The sequence below is a fragment of the Roseateles koreensis genome (assembly GCF_028595305.1).
GTDB classification, from domain to species: domain Bacteria; phylum Pseudomonadota; class Gammaproteobacteria; order Burkholderiales; family Burkholderiaceae_C; genus Paucibacter_A; species Paucibacter_A koreensis.
On record NZ_JAQQXS010000006.1, the window covers coordinates 132304 to 151662 of the forward strand.

Here is a 19359-nt window from a genome sequence, read left to right on the forward strand (position 1 = left end):
TGAAAGCGCCGTTTGACCACGCTTTCCTTCTAGCAAGGGAACGGCCAACCCCAATGGAGATGCCATGAACAAAACTTTCTCAATGAACTTTTGCCAGGCTTATCCGCTGGCCGCTTGCCTTCTTTTTCTGGTGGCCTGTGCGGGCACGCCGGCTCCGACCGCGCAAATGGCTGTAGGCAAGGCAGCGGTGGAGCGCGCAGACATCGCTGCTGTCGCCGATGCGCCAGTCGAGATGGCTGCCGCTCGCCAAAAAATGGTGCAAGCCAATGTGGCCCTGGTCAGCAAAGACTATGTGTTAGCCCGTCAATTGGCCGAGCAAGCCGAAGCTGACGCCGTGTTGGCGGAAAGCAAAGGGCGTTCTGCCCGCTCTGCCCGCGCGTTAGCGGAAGTGCGAGAAGCCGCGCGCCAGTTGCGTGACGAGTTGTCGCGTAAATGAGCGAAGTTCGTCGCACGCATTCAAAACCTAAGGAGACCTTCACCATGAATAGCAAACTTCGCGTCACCAAAACCGCCGTGGCCTCGCTCGCCGCCTTGCTCCTGGGCGCGTGTGCGAGCACTCCGCCGTCGACGCCCGAAAATTTGCAGCAGGCTCGCGACGCTGTGCATGCCGCCGAGATGAATGCCGGCGTTCGCAACCATGCGCCGCTTGAATTAAAGAAAGCGGTGGACACATTGAGTCGTGCCGAGGCCCTGATGGCCAAGGGTGACACAGGACCTGAACTCAATAGCACGGCCTATGTCGCCCTTCAACAGGCTCGAGCTGCGGTGGCTGTCGCCTCGGCCAAGGGTGATGAAACGGAAATGGCCGGTGCCCAAGCCACCCGTGAGCACGATCGGGCCGAACAGCGTACGCGGGAGTTGGCACAGTCGCGGCAGCAAACAGGTGTGGCGCAAAGGCAGACTGCCGATGTGCAATCCGAGTTACAGGCCAAGCAATCCCAGTTAGAGGCCCAGCAAAGTGAACTGGCGGCACTGCAGGCGCAGAAGACCGAGCGCGGCATGTTGGTGACTCTGGGTGACATCCTGTTCGAACTCAACCGAGCCGACATCAAGCCGCATGGACAGCAATCCCTACGCAAACTGGGCGAGTTCTTGCAGAAGTATCCGAATCGGCAGGTTCTGATTGAAGGCCATACCGACAGCAGCGGCGGCAGCGCACTCAACGATGCTTTGTCCGCTCGACGAGCGGAGGCTGTAAAGGCTGCGCTGGTGAACACCAGCATTGGCCTTTCCCCTGCGCGGATTTCGACGGTTGGGCACGGCGAGCATTTCCCAGTGGCCGACAACACCAGTGCAAGCAATCGGGCGTTGAATCGACGGGTCGAGATCTATATCTCTGACGACGACCAGCCCGTGCGCCCACGCCGTTGAAAGCAGGGGACTCTCATGAGGCAAAACAACATCAGCCCGGGAAGAGCCTGGAGCACCTCTTCATTTGGCGAAACAGCCGATACATCGAGTCTGGAACTGAGCGCCTTGGGTGAACACCTGGGCCTTTGCCGGGCCTCTCACGGCGGACTCTTTCGCCTTCGCTGTGCGGCCGAAACTGTGCATGGTTTCGTCGCCCCACGTTTTTTCACCAGCCTCTTGCTGGCCTTGTTGTGCTTGATGGCGGGCAGCGCCTTGCTCGGTTGAGGGCTCAGGCGTGATGGCCTTGCGAGAGTTACGCCGGTTGCTGCCTGAGGCATCACCGATCTTGTGTGACGTTCTCGACGCCCGTGGCGGTGGCTTGCAAGCACCGATACGGGCGGAGATCTTTGGCTTGCAACGCTTTGCGCAGCATGGGCGCAGCTTGGGGCTTACCCATCGCGCGGAGCGCTCCAGCGCTTTTGCGCGCAGTTTCTTTCCGCGCCTGCGCAGCAACATTAAAGCGTTACGCAAATCGCACCGCTACATCGGAGAGCTGGCGCAGACCGGTTACGACATCAGTCCGGCAGCCGAGTGGTTGCTAGACAACTTTCATTTGATCGAAGCTCAGATGAAGGAGATCCACGAGGGCCTGCCGCGCAGCTACTTTCGCGCCTTGCCAGTGTTGCTGGATGAGCCGCTGGCTGGCTTACCACGAATCTACGGCGTAGCCTGGGCCTTTGTTGCTCACACCGATGGCGCCTTTGAGGAAGACCTGCTCCTGCAATTCTTGGCGTCCTACCAGGAAACCCGTGAACTCCGCCTCAGCGAAATCTGGGCGTTGCCAACCACTCTGCGGGTGGTACAGGTGGAGAACTTGCGCCGTTTGGCCGAGCGCATCGCCGCCAACAAGGCCGCCCGTGAGGTGGCCAATCTTTGCTTCGACCGGTTGGATAGTTTCAGCATCGGCGCCAGAGATCGGTTGTTGGAATTGCTTGACAAGCGTGGTGTTGCACACGTCTTTCTGACCCAGATGGCACAGCGCGTCGAGGATGGACGCCTGACGGGGGATCGTTTCAACGGTTCCCCTCATGCCCGCTGGCTGAACGAGGCTTTGCCCAATGTGGCGTCAGCTCAGGCGCGCCAGACGGCAGATCAAACTGCCGATAACCTCAGCGTTAGCAATGCCCTGACGAGCTTGCGCATCATTGGCGATGCCGACTGGCCTGAAATCGTTGCCCGTAGCAGCAATTTGATGCGCCACATGATGGGCTCCTCGGTATTTGCTGCTGAGCACATCCTGACGCAAGATCAGAGCCTCTCCGCCATCGAGCGTTTGGCCTATCGCAGCGGTCGCAGTGAGGTTGCCGTTGCCCAGGCTTTGCTTGCGCTGATGCGCGAGTGCGGCAACGCTGAGCCCAGCTATTGGCTTGGTGGCTTGGGCCGACCTGCGTTGGTGGCCCGACTGGACTTGCCTAAGCCGGCCGCCTTGCTTGAGCGCGTGTCCGGCCTCTTATGTAGTGGCAGCAAACCCTTGGTGCTGCCGGCCTACTTGGCGGCTGTGGTCTTCGGCAGTCTGGCTCTCATCGCCTGGTTGATGCCGCAGCCTTCGTCAGCAGCTTGGGCGTTGACCGGCCTGGGCGCGATCTTGATGCTGTTCCCAGCTTCCGAGACGGTGGTGACGGTCATCAACCGATTGATCAGCGAGTCGGCGCGCCCCAGTCAACTGCCACGCCTGGCCTTTGCTTTGGGCATCCCGCCTGAACATCGGGTGATGGTGGCGATGCCGGCCATGCTAAGCAGCCCCTCTGTTGTGACAGACTTGGTCCACCGCCTGCACTTGCACTATCTTGCGAATCCGGAAGTTCAGGCGCAGTTTGCGCTGTTGACGGATTGGTTGGACGCTGAAACAGCCGAGCAGCCCACTGACGCGGCCTTGCTGGAGACTGCGCGCCTAGGTGTAGCAGACCTCAATCGTCGTCATCCGCCAGCTGCGGCACTTGACTCCGAGGAGATCGCGCCGCGATTTCTTTTGCTGCACCGGCGTCGCAGCTTCAACGCCTCAGAACAAGTCTGGATCGGCTGGGAGCGTAAGCGCGGCAAGTTAGAGCAATTGGTGAATTGTCTGGCCGAGCCAAGCGCTGAATTACCTTTTATCGACCTAGGCGAGCTCTCTAGGCCCATGAGCGCAGTTCGCTACATCGTCACCCTGGACAGTGACACCCAACTGCCGCCGGCCAGCTTGCGCGAGTTGGTTGCCGTCGCTGCCCATCCCTGCAACAGGCCCCGTCTGGATCCCAGCGGGCGCTTTGTGGCTGAGGGTTATGGCATTTTGCAACCCCGAGTGGCCACGCCTCTGCCTGCGCCCAAAGAGTTCACCCTATACCATTGGTTTTTTGCTGGGCAATGCGGCATCGATCCCTACAGCGCCGCGAGCTCCGAGGTCTATCAGGATCTTTTTCAAGAAGGTAGTTTCAGCGGCAAAGGCCTGCTCCATGTGCAGGCCTTTCATACAGTGCTGAAGGGGCGCTTGCCTGAGAATCAAATCCTTAGCCATGATCTGCTCGAAGGGGCCATGGTTCGTTGCGCAGCGGTCAGCAGCATTACCTTGATCGAGGACTCGCCTTTCCATGCTGATGTGGCCGCCTCCCGACTGCACCGCTGGATTCGAGGCGATTGGCAGTTGCTGCCCATGCTCTTCAAACCTTCGAGCTACCCCTTCTCGGCTTTGAGCCGCTGGAAGATGTTTGACAATCTGCGCCGCTCTTTGGTGGCACCGATGTCGCTGCTCTTGCTAGTCCTGGCCCTTGTCAGCCCCGTCATTTCGCCCTGGGTTGCCCTGGCATTGGTCTGGGCGGCGGTCACCGCCGGTCCTTTGCTGGGTGCTCTGGCAGGGTTTGCGCCAAGCCGGGACGATCTCGCATTGCGCCATTTCTATGCCAGAGCGGGGGCTGATCTTGTGCGGGCCCTGGTCAGCGGACTTTGGTTGATGGATCAACTCCTTCAGCAAGCGCTGATGAATTTGGATGCGGTGGGCCGGGCGCTGTACCGCATGCTGTTCAGCCACCGGAATTTGTTGCAATGGACGACCGCAGCCACGTCCCAGGCGAGCGCCAAAACGAGTCTTAAGACAATGTTGCGCCAGCACTGGCGGGCCCCAGTCGTGGCTGTATTTTTGCTGATCAGCTTCTGGCTCAGCGGGCACTTGTCATGGCTGGCTCTTGGGCTGTGCCTTGCTTGGATCGCTGCGCCTTTGGCCAGTTGGTGGGTCAGTCTGCCCACGCCCGCATGCGAGCAAGCGCAGTTGTCGACGAGCGAGCATGCCTATCTTGGTGGCCTGGCTCGAGATACTTGGCGATACTTTGAGCGCTGCGTTGGGCCGGGAGACCGGCACCTGCCGCCGGACAATCTGCAACTGGATCCTTACGATATGTTGGCGCACCGCACCTCGCCGACGAATATCGGTCTTTATCTACTAGCCTCGGCCTGCGCCCGTGAGTTCGGTTGGATTGGAACGCAGGATCTGCTGCGCCGGTTTGAGGCGACCCTGGCCAGCATTTTGCAGCTGGAACGTCATCGCGGTCACTTTCTGAACTGGTACGACACAGAACGGGGGGAGGCTTTGCTACCCCGTTATGTTTCTACAGTTGACAGTGGCAATCTGTGCGGGCATTTGCTGGCCGTCGCTCAGGCCTGCCGTAGCTTTGCGAACTCCACAGGCCTGGATGGCGCGGTGCCGCAAGCGCTCAAGGCCGCACAAGATCGATTCCAGCCTTTGCTGGCCCAAAGAATGGGTGGTACAGCCGCGTCGCGCGATCAGTTGCGTTGGTGCCTAGCCGACCTGCGCGCGACGCGTCGCACGGCCGCGCTGGACCGAGACCACGCAGGCGACGGGGACAGCTGCCAACGTCTGCTGACCCTGGCCGCGGCCTTTGAGAAATTGGTGGAGGATACGGACTTCAATTTCCTCTACCACCCCAAGCGGCATCTATTCCACATCGGCTACCGTGTGGCGGAGCACCAGTTGGACTCTGGTTTCTACGACTTACTGGCTTCGGAGTCGCGCCTCACCAGCTTGTTAGCCATCGCCAAGGGTGATGTACCCGTGCGTCACTGGGGCGCCCTGGGGCGGCCGTTCTTTGCCGTGGGGTCGAGTGCTGGTTTGCGGTCATGGTCAGGTTCCATGTTTGAGTACCTGATGCCGAGCCTGGTACTCAATGAGCCCCATGGAAGTGTCTTGCGAGAAGCTTGTCTTGCGGCCTTGCGAGAGCAGATGGACTTGGCTCAGCTAAGCAAGATGCCTTGGGGCATATCGGAATCAGCCTACGCTGGGCGTGACCACACCCTGGCCTATCAATATGCCCCTCAGGGGGTGGCTCGCTTGGCCTTGCGCCGAACGCCGAGCGACGAATTGGTGATCGCGCCATATGCAAGCGCACTGGCTGCGCAAATTGCGCCGCAAGCCGCATGCAGAAACCTCCGTGCATTGGAAGCTCTTGGCGATGCGGGCGTGGTGCGAGGTCGATATGGATTTATCGAGGCGCTGGACTTTTCACCCGCTCGCCAAGTCGGCAACACCCTCTTCACGCCCGTCATTGCTTTGATGGCACACCACCAGGGTATGAGTATCGTGGCCTTGGCAAATGTGCTGCTGGGAGGCCCGGCGCAGCGCTGGGGTATGGCACCTGAGGCGATCGAAGCGGTGGCCTCGGTTTTGCATGAACGGGCTCCACGTGAGGTTTCGGCCCTCTTTGAAGTTCCCGATGGCGGTGCGCAGCAAAGCCGGGAACTTCGTAGCCCAGGCCTGCTGAGGGTGGTGCAGCCGGGCGTTGCTGCGGTCGCGCCGACCCATCTACTCTCCAATGGACGCTATGCCGTGAGTCTGCGTGCGAATGGCGCCGGTTGGAGCCGTTGGCGCGGCATCGGTATCAGCCGTTGGCGTGATGACGCTCTACGGGATGGGCTGGGTAGTTTCTTCTTTCTCCGCGGCCTTCCTGAATTGGGTATTTCGGATCCGGTCTCCATTACGCAGCACCCTGCGCCCGATCCGCGGGCGCAGTATCGCAGTACCTTTCATGCTGACACCGTTTGCTTTGAGGGTAAGTGGCCTCAAATTCAGACCCAGATCAAGGTCTGGGTCAGCCCTGAGGACGATATCGAGTTCCGCCAGCTCGAACTGCGCAACCTGTGTGACCGGGTGCTTGAGTTCGAATTGATCTCCGCGTTTGAAGTGACCATGGCGGATTCGCGCGCCGACGAATCTCATCCGGCCTTTTCCAATTTGTTTGTGCGCGCTGAATGGCAGGCGGAGAATCAAGCACTGCTGTTTGAGCGCAAAGCGCGCTTGGCGACGGAACAGGGCCTATTGATCGCGCATTTTTTGGCCGACAGTGGACCTCATCTGTTGGGGCTGAGTTGTCAGACCGACCGTCAACGATGGCTCGGAAGAAATCAGCCAGCCAGTCAGCCTCGGGCTCTTATGGAACCCGCCAAGGACGGCAAACAGGACACTGGCCTTGATCCTATGTCCGCGCTGGCCGCTCGAGTTCGAATCGCACCGCACGCCAAGGTGACGCTGACTTTCGCCACCGCAGCCTCGGACAGCCGGACCACGCTGGATGCCGTCATCGACAAATACCGGCAGCCCAGCCATGTGCAACGGGCGGCGCTGATGTCGGCCACGCTGACCGGCATTCGCCTGCGCACCCTGGGCTTAAGTACCGAGAGTTTGGTCGCCTTGCAGTCCTTGACCACGGCCTTGGTCCTCACACTTTCGCAACCACAGAGTTTCGCTTCGATGAGTGAGGCCGGGGTTGATGCGAGCTGTGATCGGCAACTATTGTGGCGCTTCGGCGTCTCGGGCGATCGTCCTTTGATCTTGGTGTCGGCCGGCGCGATACAAGGTCTTGGCTTGCTTCGCATCTTGGCGAAAGCGCTGCGCATGTGGTCCTGGGCAGGGGTTGCCTGCGATCTGGTGATTGTGAATGCGGAGCCGACGTCGTATCAGATGCCATTGCAGCAAGAGTTGCTGGCGCTTCGCGAGCGCCATGTCTCTGAGAACCTAGCGCAAGACGCTGGCGGCCAGAACTTCACGACCCTGCACGTTATGCGCGCAGATGAGCTTTCTCAAATTGAGCTCAGTACCCTGCAGACCTTGTCCTGTTTGCGCTTACATGCGGACGGGCGACCTTTGCTTCACCATGTCGAGGATTGGGGCGAGCAGCATGAGAAAGCGATGGATGCTCGTCAGGAGGTTGCGACGACCCCGGTTGAAGGTACCCAAGCTAAGGCTAGCCTTGCCGCCGGCACGCAATTCAAGGGCCAATTCGCCGCGACATCCGGCGCCGAAAGTGCGACGCGTAAAGGTGAATTCAGCTTTACGGTTGATGCGCTGCTGAAGCCACAGCGCCCGTGGATCAATGTACTGGCCAATCGCGACTTTGGTGCCCATATCTCAGAGGCGGGAGGGGGCTATAGCTGGGCCTTGAACAGCCGTATGAATCAGCTGACGCCCTGGTCGAATGACCCGGTCGCTGATCCGCCGGGCGAGTGGTTCTTGCTGCAGGAGCGGGGCTCACTTGCGGTATGGAGCGTGGCACCTGGTGCCAGCGCATGCAAGGAGTCGAGTTACGAAGTCACTCATGGTCAGGGCTACACCATCATCAAGCATCGCCGCGGCGATCTGGCGGTGACGGCCACTTGGTGCGTGGACGCTCAGACCTCGGTCAAGCAGATTCAACTGGCCTTTGTCAACCACGGCAGCCGCAGCCTCTCTCTGCGTGTGGTGGGCATGGTTGAGTGGCTGATGGGTGCGAGCCGGGTGGATCGTGGCACGGTACTGACGACGGCTCGACCCACGCGCGCAGGCGATCAGCGCATGACCGTCTTGTTGGCCACACAGCGCGAACGTGCAATGGGTTTCGGTGACGGTACAGCCTTTTTTACGTTGAGCGCGCCAATGCAGTTGCAAACGCAGACGCTGAATCAACGTGGCCTTGGCCCCAGTGTGGACTGGACCTGTGATCGTCGGGAGTTCTTTGATGCTCGCGGCCGCCTGGTTCTGCCCGATCATTTGGGGCAGGCGCAGGGGATTGGACTGGACCCCTGTGCGGCCTTGTCCACCCCGGTACAACTGGCCGCAGGAGCCAACGATCAACGGGTGTTTTTGCTTGGCTATGGACGCTCGCCAAGTGCGGCGCTCGAAGCGGCGGATCAAGCTGGCGCCGTGGCGGCCCTTCAGCGTTTGACCGAGGCAAAAGCCGGCTGGGATCAGCTCCTGGGCGCCACCCAGCTGTCAACCCCGGACCCGTTGTTTGACGCCATGGTCAACCGGTGGCTTTTGTACCAAACTGTGGCCTGCAGGCTTTGGGCCAAGTCCGCCTTTTATCAAGCCGGCGGGGCGACCGGGTTTCGAGATCAGTTGCAGGATTCAATGGCGCTCACCTGGGCTGCGCCTGAGATGCTGCGAGATCAAATCGTCTTGTGTGCGTCGCGGCAGTTTGTCGAGGGTGATGTTCAGCATTGGTGGCATGCGCCGACTGGTGCTGGCGTACGCACCCATTTTTCTGATGATCTGCTTTGGTTGCCGCTTGCTTGTGCCCACTATGTGCGTTGCACTGGCGACGCTGAATTGCTTGCTCAAAGCGTTCACTTCCTGGATGGGGCCGCGATTCCCCCAGGTGCCGAGGACGCTTACTACACACCTAAGCAAAGCTTGAGTAGCGCTTCGGTCTATGAACATGCCGCAAGAACCATTGACCGAAGCTTGGCGGTGGGTGAGCATGGGCTGCCCTTGATGGGTAGCGGTGACTGGAATGACGGCATGAACCGGGTCGGCGCAGAAGGTCGAGGCGAATCGGTGTGGCTGGGCTGGCTTTTATGCCGAGTCGTCGCCGACTTTTCGCCCTTGGCCAAAGCGCGTGGCGACACGGAAAGGGCTGCGACTTGGGAGCATGCGGCGCAAGCTTGGCGCAAGTCCTTGTCGGGGGCTGGCTGGGACGGTCAATGGTTCAAGCGAGCCTTCTTCGACAACGGCGAGCCACTCGGCAGCAATTCCAACGCTGAGGCCAAAATCGACTTGATCGCGCAAGCTTGGAGTGTGTTGTCGGGCGCTGCCCCAATTGCCTTGCAACGTATTGCCATGGCCGCCGTCGAGAGCCATCTGGTGGATGCCGAGGCTGGCTTATTGCGCCTGCTCGACCCGCCTTTGGCGCATGCCGTGCCATGCGCAGGCTATATCCAGGCCTATCCCCCAGGCGTACGGGAGAACGGCGGTCAATACTCGCATGCCGGCATTTGGGCTTTGATGGCAAAGGCCGAATTGGCACAATATAACTCGAATTCACAGCAGGGCGCGGCCCTGGTGCTGGACGCCGAGGATTCAGACGAAGTCGAGTCTGCAGGTGATGGGGTGTATCGCTATTTCAGTTACTTGAGTTCGGCTCATCGGTCCGATCACCCGAAGCGCGGGCTGGTCTATGGCACCGAGCCCTATGTTCTTGCGGCCGATGTCTACAGCCAAGCGCCCTATATTGGCCGCGGCGGTTGGAGTTGGTATACCGGGGCTGCCGGCTGGTTACATCGCGCCGCAATCGAGTCCATATGTGGTCTGCGAATGGAGGCCGGAACTCTGATTTTTCTGCCTTGCTTACCCGGCACTTGGCCGCGTATGGAGTTGACGCTCAAACGGCAGGGCCGGGTGATGCGTTTTGTCATGCTGCGATGTACGCCTTCCGAAGCGCTGCAGCACCACGCGGGCGGTGCTGGCCAGCCACAACTCCTGTTGCCCGGTCAAAGCTTGAGCTGGCCCGAACTGCCCGATGAAAGCAGCTTCCTGATCCCCTTGGCGCTGCCGACTATGTCTGCAAGCGCGCCGGCCCACAGCCAATCGGGGTCTCTTCCTACATAAACACGAGAAACCTGCTGATGCCCCAATCATGTGGCGCTCCCTAAAGTGGCTATATCGATCCAAACCGAACAGACGCTTCAAACAGGAATGCACCATGACTCTCATCAACGAACCCGTCAGCCGTACCCAATTCGCAGCCATAGATCGGCCTTCAATGTCACTGGACCTAGCCGCAATAGAGTCTGCGAAACACGGCCTCAAAAATGGCGCTGTGACTCCGAGTTATGGGCCTTGGGCGAAAGACATCATCAAGCTCTTGAATGACTCACTCGCGACCGAATTGATTTGCGTTCTGCGATACAAGCGCCACCATTTCACTGCTCAAGGACTTGCCTCGCCGAAGATTGCTGAGGAGTTCCTGGTGCACGCGAACGAAGAATCGGTTCACGCGGACCGCCTAGCCCAGCGCATCGTGCAGCTAGGTGGGGATCCCGACTTTTCGCCGGCTTCGCTGACCGAACGCAGCCATGCTGGGTACGACCAATCCTTGGAACTGAAGGACATGATTCGAGCGAACTTGATCGCGGAACGAGTCGCCATTGAGTGCTACACGCAACTGATTGCCCTGATTGGCGACAAAGACACTACCACCCGTCGCTTGCTCGAAAGCATCCTCAGCGATGAACAAGTACATGCCGAGGAATTGAGGGATTGGCTGGCTGCCTAGGCGGGAAATAGATCCACGGAGCCAGCCCCTTTTTATCAACCTATCAGAGACACAACTGTATGAATCAACTCACCGCACGTCATATCTCGGCCGCTGTTTTCACTGCGGTCGTTCTGCTTAGCGCAACCGGCTGCGCGGTCACTCGCGGTCAGGAGCCTATGGGTGCCTATATCGATGACAGCGCCATCACTGCGGCTGTCAAAGCCCGCTTTATCGATAACCCAGACGTCGACGCCGCAGCCATCAGCGTCGAGACGATGAAGGGGACAGTGATGCTGTCAGGTTTCGCAAAGAGTCAGAAGGAAAAAGACACGGCGCAGGGCCTGACCTGGAAGATCAACGGTGTGAAGGCAGTCAAGAACGAGATTGCCGTCCGACCTTGAAGTCAGAAATCTGGCTTTCACACGCATGTAACAAGGGAGAGAGTGATGAATTGGGAACGCATTGAAGGGAACTGGAAGCAACTCGGTGGCAGAGCCCTCGAGAAGTGGGGCAAGCTGAGTCACGACGACTTTGATGTCGTGGCCGGGCGCCGTGAAATCTTGGTTGGCAAGATTCAAGAGCGCTACGGTATCGCCAAGGACGAAGCCGATGCGCATGTCAGTGCGTGGCAGCATTCAGTTACGGAGGACTGGTTCAAGACGGAAGCTTAAGTTCTGCAAAACCGCCAGCCGTTTTCGCACCCAAACTGTCGGCGATCAGTTTGAAATGCTGTCCGCCATCACGCCGAAATGACTGTCCGGGATCGCTGAAATCCGCACCTGCGCCCACCAGACAGCTTGTAGGCCGCGTTGTCTGCGGCCCACTGGATTTGATCGCGGTATCAGTCAAGGCATTGACAACCCCGTTGGTACAGAAAATGCCAATTGCGATACCAAGAACTGGGCACTGGCGGCAAAAACCTTTGCGAGACCGCAAGAAACAAAAAAGCCCCGTTTCACTGGGGGAAACGGGGCTTTTAGGGGGCTTCTGAGAGCTTGCAAGAAGCTCTGAGACTCATTTTGGCGGAGAGGGCGGGATTCGAACCCGCGGTGGGGATAAACCCACACACGCTTTCCAGGCGTGCGACTTAAACCGCTCATCCACCTCTCCGAAGCCTGCCATCATAACCCGATTTTTTGGGTGATTCACAAATTACTGAAGGTATTTCGCGGATTGCAGCGTCTTCGCCAATGGCCGCGCTTGCTTATTTGGCGCTTTTGCCGCGCATAAGAGCCATGGCGGTGCCGATCAGGCCGGAGACTTCGCTCATGTTGCCGGGCACGATCATGGTGTTGTTCTTTTGGGCCAGTTGGGCGTAGGCGTCCACTGCCTTTTCGGCCACCTTGAGTTGTACGGCTTGGTCGCCGCCGGGGAGTTGAATGGCGGCGGCGATTTTTTCGATGGCGCCGGCGGTGGCGTCTGCCACGGCGGTGATAGCTGCAGCGGAGCCGGCGGCTTTGTTAATTTCAGCCTGCTTTTCGCCTTCGGAGCGAGCGATGGCGGCTTCGCGTTCACCGGTGGCGATATTGATTTGCTCTTGCCGGCGGCCTTCCGAGGCGGCGATGAGCGCGCGCTTTTCGCGTTCGGCAGTAATCTGGGCCTGCATGGAATGGAGGATGGCGGGCGGCGGCGTGAGGTCTTTGATTTCGTAGCGCAGCACCTTGACGCCCCAATTGAGCGCGGCTTCGTCCAGCGCTTCAACCACCGAGGTGTTGATCACGGCGCGTTCTTCGAACGTGCGGTCCAACTCCATGCGGCCGATCACCGAGCGCAGCGTGGTTTGGGCCAATTGCGTGATGGCAACGATGTAATTGCTGGCGCCATAGCTGGCGCGCATGGCGTCGGTGACTTGAAAGTAGAGGATGCCGTCAACGGTGAGTTGGGTGTTGTCCTTGGTGATGCAAATCTGGCTAGGGACGTCCAGCGGGATTTCTTTGAGCGAATGCTTGTAGGCCAAGCGGTCGATCAGGGGCATGAGGAAGTTGAGGCCCGGCGTGAGCGTGGCGTGGTATTTGCCCAAGCGCTCAACCACCCAGGCGTTTTGCTGTGGCACCACCTTGATGGATTGGGCGATGAAGATGATGGCGATGATCAGCAGGACAAAAGCAATTTCCATGGGTCTTTCCCTCAGTGGTTTGTCGTCGTTATGTTTCAGGGTGGGGTCGTGCGGCGGGCGTGAAAGCGGCAACACGTTTTCAGTGATCCAGCAGCAGGCGGCTGCCTTCAATGGCTCGGATCACGTAGGGGCCCGACTCGGGGTTGCCGACACCTTGGTAGCGCACCTGCCACTCTGCGCCGCGATAGCGGACTTGCGCAGTGCCGTCGGCGCGCCAGTGCGACACGTGAACGGTTTGGCCAACATCCATTTGTACGTCGGGATTGGCGTTGGCGGGCAGGGGCGACCCCAACCGGTCGCGGCGCCGGTGCCACAGCACGACGGCAACGCCGCCAATCAAGGCGGCCATGGACATTTGCAGGCTGGGGCTCAGCCCGAGGTGAGCGCTCAGCGCACCCGCGCTGCAGCCGATGGCCAGCATCAGAAGGTAAAACGTACCGGTGGTCAATTCGACGGCGACCAAAATGCCGGCGGCGATCCACCAAGCTGTGGCCAGACTCGCCAGACTCATTTCCATGTCATACGCTCCCCGCACACTGTGTCCGAAGGGCAGTGTAAGCCCCGATTGCGGCAGAGAAGTTGGCGAAGTTGTACCGTTTTTGCAAAGCACACACCACAAAGGGAAGCTTGGCCCTACACTTCGCGCCTCTTGTTTTTCTGACCTGGCCTCTGGAGGCTCAAAGATGCTTCGTTTCCGCTTTCCGATCGTCATCATCGACGAAGACTATCGCTCCGAGAACACCTCGGGTTTGGGCATCCGTGCCTTGGCTGACGCGATTCAGAAAGAGGGCTTCGAAGTGCTGGGGGCCACGAGTTATGGCGACCTGAGTCAGTTCGCGCAGCAGCAGAGCCGTGCCAGCGCCTTCATTTTGTCGATTGACGACGAAGAGTTCACGCCCGGCCCGGAGTTGGACCCGGCCGTGTTGAGTCTGCGCAAGTTCATTGAAGAAATTCGCTTCAAGAACGCTGACATACCGATTTACATCTACGGTGAGACGCGCACCTCGCAGCACCTGCCTAACGACATTTTGCGTGAGCTGCACGGCTTCATCCATATGTTTGAGGACACGCCGGAGTTTGTGGCGCGCCACATCATCCGCGAGGCCAAAAGCTATCTTGACGGCCTGGCGCCGCCGTTCTTCAAGGCGCTGATGGACTATGCGCAAGACGGCTCGTATTCGTGGCACTGCCCGGGGCATTCGGGCGGGGTGGCTTTTTTGAAGAGCCCAGTGGGCCAGATGTTTCACCAGTTCTTCGGTGAAAACATGCTGCGCGCAGACGTTTGCAATGCAGTGGAAGAGCTGGGGCAGTTGCTGGACCACACGGGCCCGGTGGCGGCTTCGGAGAAGAATGCTGCGCGCATCTTCAATGCCGACCACTGCTTTTTCGTGACCAATGGCACCTCAACGTCCAACAAGATGGTGTGGCACCACACGGTGGCGCCGGGTGACGTGGTGGTGGTGGACCGCAACTGCCACAAGAGTATTTTGCACAGCATCATCATGACGGGCGCGGTGCCCGTGTTCATGACGCCCACGCGCAATCATTACGGCATCATCGGCCCGATCCCGGAGAGCGAGTTTTCGCCTGCGGCGATTCGCAAGAAGATCGCGGCCAACCCCTTGCTGAAGGACGTGGATCCAAAAACGGTCAAGCCACGCATCATGACGCTGACGCAGAGCACCTACGACGGCGTGCTCTACAACACAGAGACCATCAAAAAGAAGTTGGACGGCTGGATCGACACCCTGCATTTCGACGAGGCTTGGCTTCCGCATGCGGCCTTCCACAATTTCTATGGCTCCTACCATGCCATGGGCAAGAACCGGCCACGTCCTGAGACGGCCATGGTTTATGCCACGCAGTCCACGCACAAATTGCTGGCGGGTTTAAGTCAAGCCTCGCAAGTGCTGGTGCAAGACTCTCAAACGGTCAAGCTGGACAAGCATTTGTTCAACGAGGCCTACCTGATGCACACCTCCACCAGCCCGCAATACTCCATCATCGCCAGCTGCGATGTGGCGGCGGCCATGATGGAGCCTCCCGGTGGTACCGCACTGGTGGAAGAGAGCATCTCCGAGGCGCTGGACTTCCGCCGAGCCATGCGCAAGGTGGAGGCTGAGTACGACAAAGACTGGTGGTTCAAGGTCTGGGGCCCGGACAAGCTGACTGAAGAAGGCTTCGGCAAGCCGGCGGACTGGATGCTCAAGGCCAATGAGAAGTGGCACGGCTTTGGCAAGATCGCGCCCGGCTTCAATATGCTGGACCCGATCAAGTCCACCATCATCACACCGGGATTGGACATGAGCGGCAAGTTTGCCGAAACCGGCATTCCGGCCTCCATCGTCACCAAATTCTTGGCCGAGCATGGCGTGGTGGTGGAGAAGACGGGGCTGTATTCCTTCTTCATTTTGTTCACCATCGGCATCACCAAGGGCCGCTGGAACACGCTGTTGACCGCCTTGCAGCAGTTCAAGGACGACTACGACAAGAATGCGCCGCTTTGGCGCATCCTGCCGGAGTTCTGCGCCGCGAATCCGCGTTATGAGCGTATGGGCTTGAAGGATCTCTGCCAGAGCATCCACAGCATGTACGCCAAGGGCGATATTGCTCGTTTGACGACCGATGTGTATTTGTCTGACCTGCAGCCGGCCATGAAGCCCAGCGACGCTTATGCCTACATTGCGCATCGCCGCACCGAACGGGTGCCGATCGACGATCTGCTGGACCGCGTCACCACGGTGTTGCTAACGCCTTACCCACCCGGTATTCCTTTGCTGATCCCTGGTGAGCGATTCAATAAGAAGATCGTGGACTATTTGAAGTTCACCCGCGACTTCAATGCGATGTTCCCGGGCTTTGCGACTGATGTGCACGGCTTGGTGGAAGAAAAGGGTGAGGACGGCCGCTCGCGTTATTTCGTCGATTGCGTGAAGGTTGAGTGATTGCAGGATGACTGCGCGCCGTAAGGCGATGAAGCGAAAAAAGGCCTGCATTGTGTTGCAGGCCTTTTTGCTGGGGGCGCCGCAACTGGGGCTGCGCCTGGGGTTGATTGGAGTGGCTCAGCCTTCGTTGGCCAGAGCCATATGGCTGAAACCGCCATCTACATAGGTGATTTCGGCGCTGATGCCAGCGGAAAGGTCAGACAGCAAGAATGCGGCCACATTGCCCACGTCTTCAATGGTCACGTTGCGGCGAATCGGGGTGGCTGCAGCGAATTGAGTCAGCAGTTTGCCGAAATCCTTGATGCCGGAGGCTGCCAGCGTCTTGATCGGACCGGCGGAGATGCCATTCACCCGCACGCCGCGCGCGCCCATCGATTGGGCGAGGTAGCGCACGCTGGCTTCCAGCGAGGCTTTGGCCAAACCCATGGTGTTGTAGTTCGGCACATAACGTGCCGCCCCCAGGTAAGAAAGTGTCAACAGCGCACTGCCGGCCCGCAGGCGGGGGGCTGCTAATTTGGCCATGGCCGGGAAGCTGTAGGCGGAAATGTCGTGAGCGATGCGGAAGTTCTCGCGCGTGAGGCCATCCAGAAAGTCGCCAGCAATGGCCTCGCGGGGTGCAAAGCCGATAGAGTGCACAAAACCGTCAAACTCCGGCCACACTTCGCCCAGTTGGTTGAACAGGGCTTCCATCTGCGCATCGTCGGACACGTCGCAATCAAACACCAGCTTGGAGTCAAACTCGGCGGCAAACTCAGTGATCCGATCTTTGAAGCGCTCACCCTGGTAGCTGAAAGCCAACTCGGCGCCTTCGCGATGGCAAGCCTTTGCAATGCCATAGGCGATGGAACGGTTGGACAAGACGCCCGTGATCAGCAATCGCTTGCCTGCGAGAAATCCCATATTGGCTCCTTTGTATTGAATCGATCGTTGATTTTCGCATGGCTTGAGCCATAAATGAGCGCCTTGCTTGTCGGCACGGTGCTTGCATAGTACAATCCCGGCTTCGCTGAAGAGTTGAGGCGAACAATTTCACGGGTCAAAGGCTTGGTGGAGCCTGATCAGACGGTCAGGTTTTCAAGTTTTTGGCCTGTTTGAAGCCTGGGTTTGCTCGGGTTTGAAAGTTGGGCGGATTCATCCAGCCCATTTTTTTTGCTCGATCGCTCTTTGCATAAAATTTGCCGCCTTGGTTTTCATTTTCTCTTGGGCTTTCGAAGAATTAACTGCTTGAAACTGCACGACGCATGAATTGGCAAGAAGCTGTTGAAAAAACTGTGACCGGATTGGGTTACGACCTCGTGGACTGCGAACGCAGCCCTGCAGGTTTGCTGCGCGTGTACATCGATAAGCTGCCTGAGCAGGCTTTGGCGGGCGAGTTGATCAATGTTGAAGATTGCGAGCGCGTGACGCGCCAGTTGCAGTACTTGCTGGAAGTCGAAGGCTGTGCCTACGAGCGCCTGGAGGTGTCTTCGCCGGGACTGGATCGTCCTTTGAAGAAGACGGCCGATTACGCGCGTTTTGTTGGCGAAGAAATTGAAATTACCTTGCGCATGCCATTTCAGGGGCGCAAGAAATACCGCGGTGTGTTGTCATCTTTGGTGCTTGCAGATGCGGGTACAGAGGCTGCAACGCCAGTGCCTGCGCCGGTGGCTGAGTCCGCCGAGACGCCGTTGGCCGCCGAATGGCGTGTGGTATTCAATGATGGCAAGGCCGACCAGGCCCTGGATTTTTCTCTTGAAGAGGTCCGCGAAGCACGCTTGGTGCCCGTGGTCAATTTCAAGGGTCGTGGCGTGAAGCCCGCAGCCGGCAAAAAGTCGGGTGGGGCCAAAGCTGCGAAAACAGACGATAAGGTTGACGGAGGTCCTGATCAATGAACCGCGAACTGTTGATGCTGGTGGACGCGATTTCGCGCGAAAAGAGCGTGGAGCTCGATGTGGTGTTTGGCGCCGTTGAGGCGGCCTTGGCTTCGGCCACCAAGAAGCTGTGTGGTGGCGAGGCTGATATTCGCGTGTCCGTAGATCGGGATTCCGGTGCCTACGAAACTTTCCGCCGTTGGCACGTGGTGCCCAACGAGGCCGGCTTGCAAAACCCGGATGCTGAAATTCTGCTGTTCGAAGCCCAGGAGCAAATCCCGGACATCGAGGTGGAAGACCACATCGAAGAGCCCATCGAGTCGGTGCCTATCGGCCGGATCGGCGCGCAAGCTGCCAAGCAGGTCATTCTGCAAAAAATTCGTGACGCCGAGCGTGAGCAGTTGCTCAACGACTTCATGGCCCGTGGCGAGCAGATCTTCGTCGGCACCGTAAAACGGTTGGACAAGGGCGACATCATCGCCGAGTCGGGTCGTATTGAAGGCCGCCTGAAGCGCTCGGAAATGATCCCCAAGGAAAACTTGCGCACTGGCGACCGCGTTCGTGCCGTCATCCTGGGTGTCGACCCGACCCAGCGTGGCCCGCAGATCATGTTGTCGCGCAGCGCGCCTCAGTTCATGACTGAACTGTTCGCTCAAGAAGTGCCCGAGATCGAGCAAGGTTTGCTGGAAATCAAGAGCTGCGCCCGCGATGCTGGTTCACGTGCCAAGCTGGCCGTGCTCTCGCATGATAAACGTGTCGACCCGATCGGCACCTGCGTCGGCGTGCGGGGTTCGCGTGTCAACGGCGTCACCAACGAGTTGGCGGGCGAGCGCGTGGACATCGTGCTGTGGTCTGAAGATCCGGCTCAATTTGTCATCGGCGCTTTGGCACCTGCCAATGTGCAGTCCATCGTTGTGGACGAAGAACGTCATGCTATGGACGTGGTGGTGGACGAGGAAAACCTCGCTATCGCCATCGGCCGTGGCGGCCAGAACGTGCGGCTCGCTTCCGAGCTGACCGGTTGGCGCATTAACATCATGTCGGCTGAGGAATCGGCCGTGAAACATGAGCAGGAATCGGAAACGGTGCGCAAGCTCTTCATCGAGAAACTCGATGTGGATGCGGAAGTCGCCGACATCCTGATCGCTGAAGGGTTCACCAGCTTGGAAGAAGTGGCCTACGTGCCGATGCAGGAAATGCTGGAAGTTGAGGCCTTCGACGAAGACACGGTCAATGAATTGCGCACCCGAGCCAAGGATGCGCTGTTGACCCTGGAAATCGCACGGGAAGAAAAGGTCGAGGAAGTGTCCCAAGATCTGCGTGACCTCGAAGGCATGACGCCTGAACTGGTCGCCAAACTCTCCGAAGGCGATATCCATAGCCGCGACGATTTGGCCGATTTGGCCGTCGACGAACTCGTTGAACTATCTGGCATGGACGAGGCCACGGCCCGCACCATGATCATGAAGGCTCGCGAACATTGGTTCACCGCTTGACGCTGATTTTCAGCAATGAGCCCGAACCGAATATCGCCCAGCAAAGTA

The 19359-nt window shown here is 58.9% G+C and carries 13 protein-coding genes and 1 tRNA gene; 10 read left to right on the forward strand and 4 right to left on the reverse strand.

The genetic code is table 11. The features are described from left to right. Positions 1 to 64: 64 nt before the first annotated feature. From PRZ01_RS08315 to PRZ01_RS08345, 7 genes are all read left to right on the forward strand, one after another. Positions 65 to 436, forward strand: coding sequence for a DUF4398 domain-containing protein (locus PRZ01_RS08315; RefSeq protein ID WP_273596303.1), 372 nt, complete (start codon positions 65 to 67; stop codon positions 434 to 436). A 44-nt stretch (positions 437 to 480) separates the two neighbouring features. Then, positions 481 to 1371: an OmpA family protein gene (locus tag PRZ01_RS08320; RefSeq protein WP_273596304.1), complete on the forward strand. Its 891-nt coding sequence runs from the start codon at positions 481 to 483 to the stop codon at positions 1369 to 1371. Positions 1372 to 1386: 15 nt separating this feature from the next. Beyond that, positions 1387 to 1635: a hypothetical protein gene (locus tag PRZ01_RS08325; protein WP_273596305.1), complete on the forward strand. Its 249-nt coding sequence runs from the start codon at positions 1387 to 1389 to the stop codon at positions 1633 to 1635. A 13-nt stretch (positions 1636 to 1648) separates the two neighbouring features. Then, positions 1649 to 10255 (forward strand): GH36-type glycosyl hydrolase domain-containing protein, encoded by an 8607-nt coding sequence (locus PRZ01_RS08330; RefSeq protein WP_273596428.1) that lies wholly within the window; start codon positions 1649 to 1651, stop codon positions 10253 to 10255. 154 nt (positions 10256 to 10409) lie between these two features. Next, positions 10410 to 10922: a ferritin-like domain-containing protein gene (locus PRZ01_RS08335; RefSeq protein ID WP_273596429.1), complete on the forward strand. Its 513-nt coding sequence runs from the start codon at positions 10410 to 10412 to the stop codon at positions 10920 to 10922. 59 nt (positions 10923 to 10981) lie between these two features. Further along, on the forward strand, positions 10982 to 11305 hold the full coding sequence (locus PRZ01_RS08340) for a BON domain-containing protein (protein WP_273596306.1): 324 nt from the start codon (positions 10982 to 10984) through the stop codon (positions 11303 to 11305). A 45-nt stretch (positions 11306 to 11350) separates the two neighbouring features. Continuing rightward, the gene (locus tag PRZ01_RS08345; RefSeq protein WP_273596307.1) at positions 11351 to 11575 is read left to right on the forward strand and encodes a CsbD family protein; all 225 of its coding nucleotides are present in this window, start codon (positions 11351 to 11353) and stop codon (positions 11573 to 11575) included. 349 nt (positions 11576 to 11924) lie between these two features. On the opposite strand, the gene PRZ01_RS08350 is transcribed toward PRZ01_RS08345, so the two are convergent. The 3 genes from PRZ01_RS08350 to PRZ01_RS08360 all read right to left on the reverse strand — a co-directional run bounded on the left by PRZ01_RS08350 (position 11925) and on the right by PRZ01_RS08360 (position 13537). Beyond that, positions 11925 to 12014 (reverse strand) — tRNA-Ser (locus PRZ01_RS08350). A 94-nt stretch (positions 12015 to 12108) separates the two neighbouring features. Next, positions 12109 to 13020, reverse strand: coding sequence for an SPFH domain-containing protein (locus PRZ01_RS08355; RefSeq protein WP_273596308.1), 912 nt, complete (start codon positions 13018 to 13020; stop codon positions 12109 to 12111). A gap of 79 nt (positions 13021 to 13099) precedes the next feature. Continuing rightward, positions 13100 to 13537: an NfeD family protein gene (locus PRZ01_RS08360; RefSeq protein ID WP_273596309.1), complete on the reverse strand. Its 438-nt coding sequence runs from the start codon at positions 13535 to 13537 to the stop codon at positions 13100 to 13102. A gap of 166 nt (positions 13538 to 13703) precedes the next feature. Here PRZ01_RS08360 and PRZ01_RS08365 point away from each other — a divergent pair, with 166 nt between their 5' ends. Beyond that, positions 13704 to 15965, forward strand: a complete 2262-nt coding sequence (locus tag PRZ01_RS08365) for an arginine/lysine/ornithine decarboxylase (protein WP_273596310.1) — start codon at positions 13704 to 13706, stop codon at positions 15963 to 15965. A gap of 117 nt (positions 15966 to 16082) precedes the next feature. Here PRZ01_RS08365 and fabI read toward each other — a convergent pair whose 3' ends face one another. Then, complete coding sequence (gene fabI, locus PRZ01_RS08370; RefSeq protein WP_273596311.1) at positions 16083 to 16865, reverse strand: enoyl-ACP reductase FabI; 783 nt, start codon at positions 16863 to 16865, stop codon at positions 16083 to 16085. 341 nt (positions 16866 to 17206) lie between these two features. On the opposite strand from fabI, the gene rimP reads away from it, so the two are divergent. Next, positions 17207 to 17836 carry a ribosome maturation factor RimP gene (gene rimP / locus PRZ01_RS08375; RefSeq protein ID WP_273596312.1) on the forward strand — a complete coding sequence of 210 codons (630 nt, stop codon included), beginning with the start codon at positions 17207 to 17209 and terminating at the stop codon, positions 17834 to 17836. Further along, on the forward strand, positions 17833 to 19311 hold the full coding sequence (nusA, locus tag PRZ01_RS08380) for a transcription termination factor NusA (protein WP_273596313.1): 1479 nt from the start codon (positions 17833 to 17835) through the stop codon (positions 19309 to 19311). The genes rimP and nusA overlap by 4 nt, the downstream gene beginning before the upstream one ends. Positions 19312 to 19359: the final 48 nt, after the last annotated feature.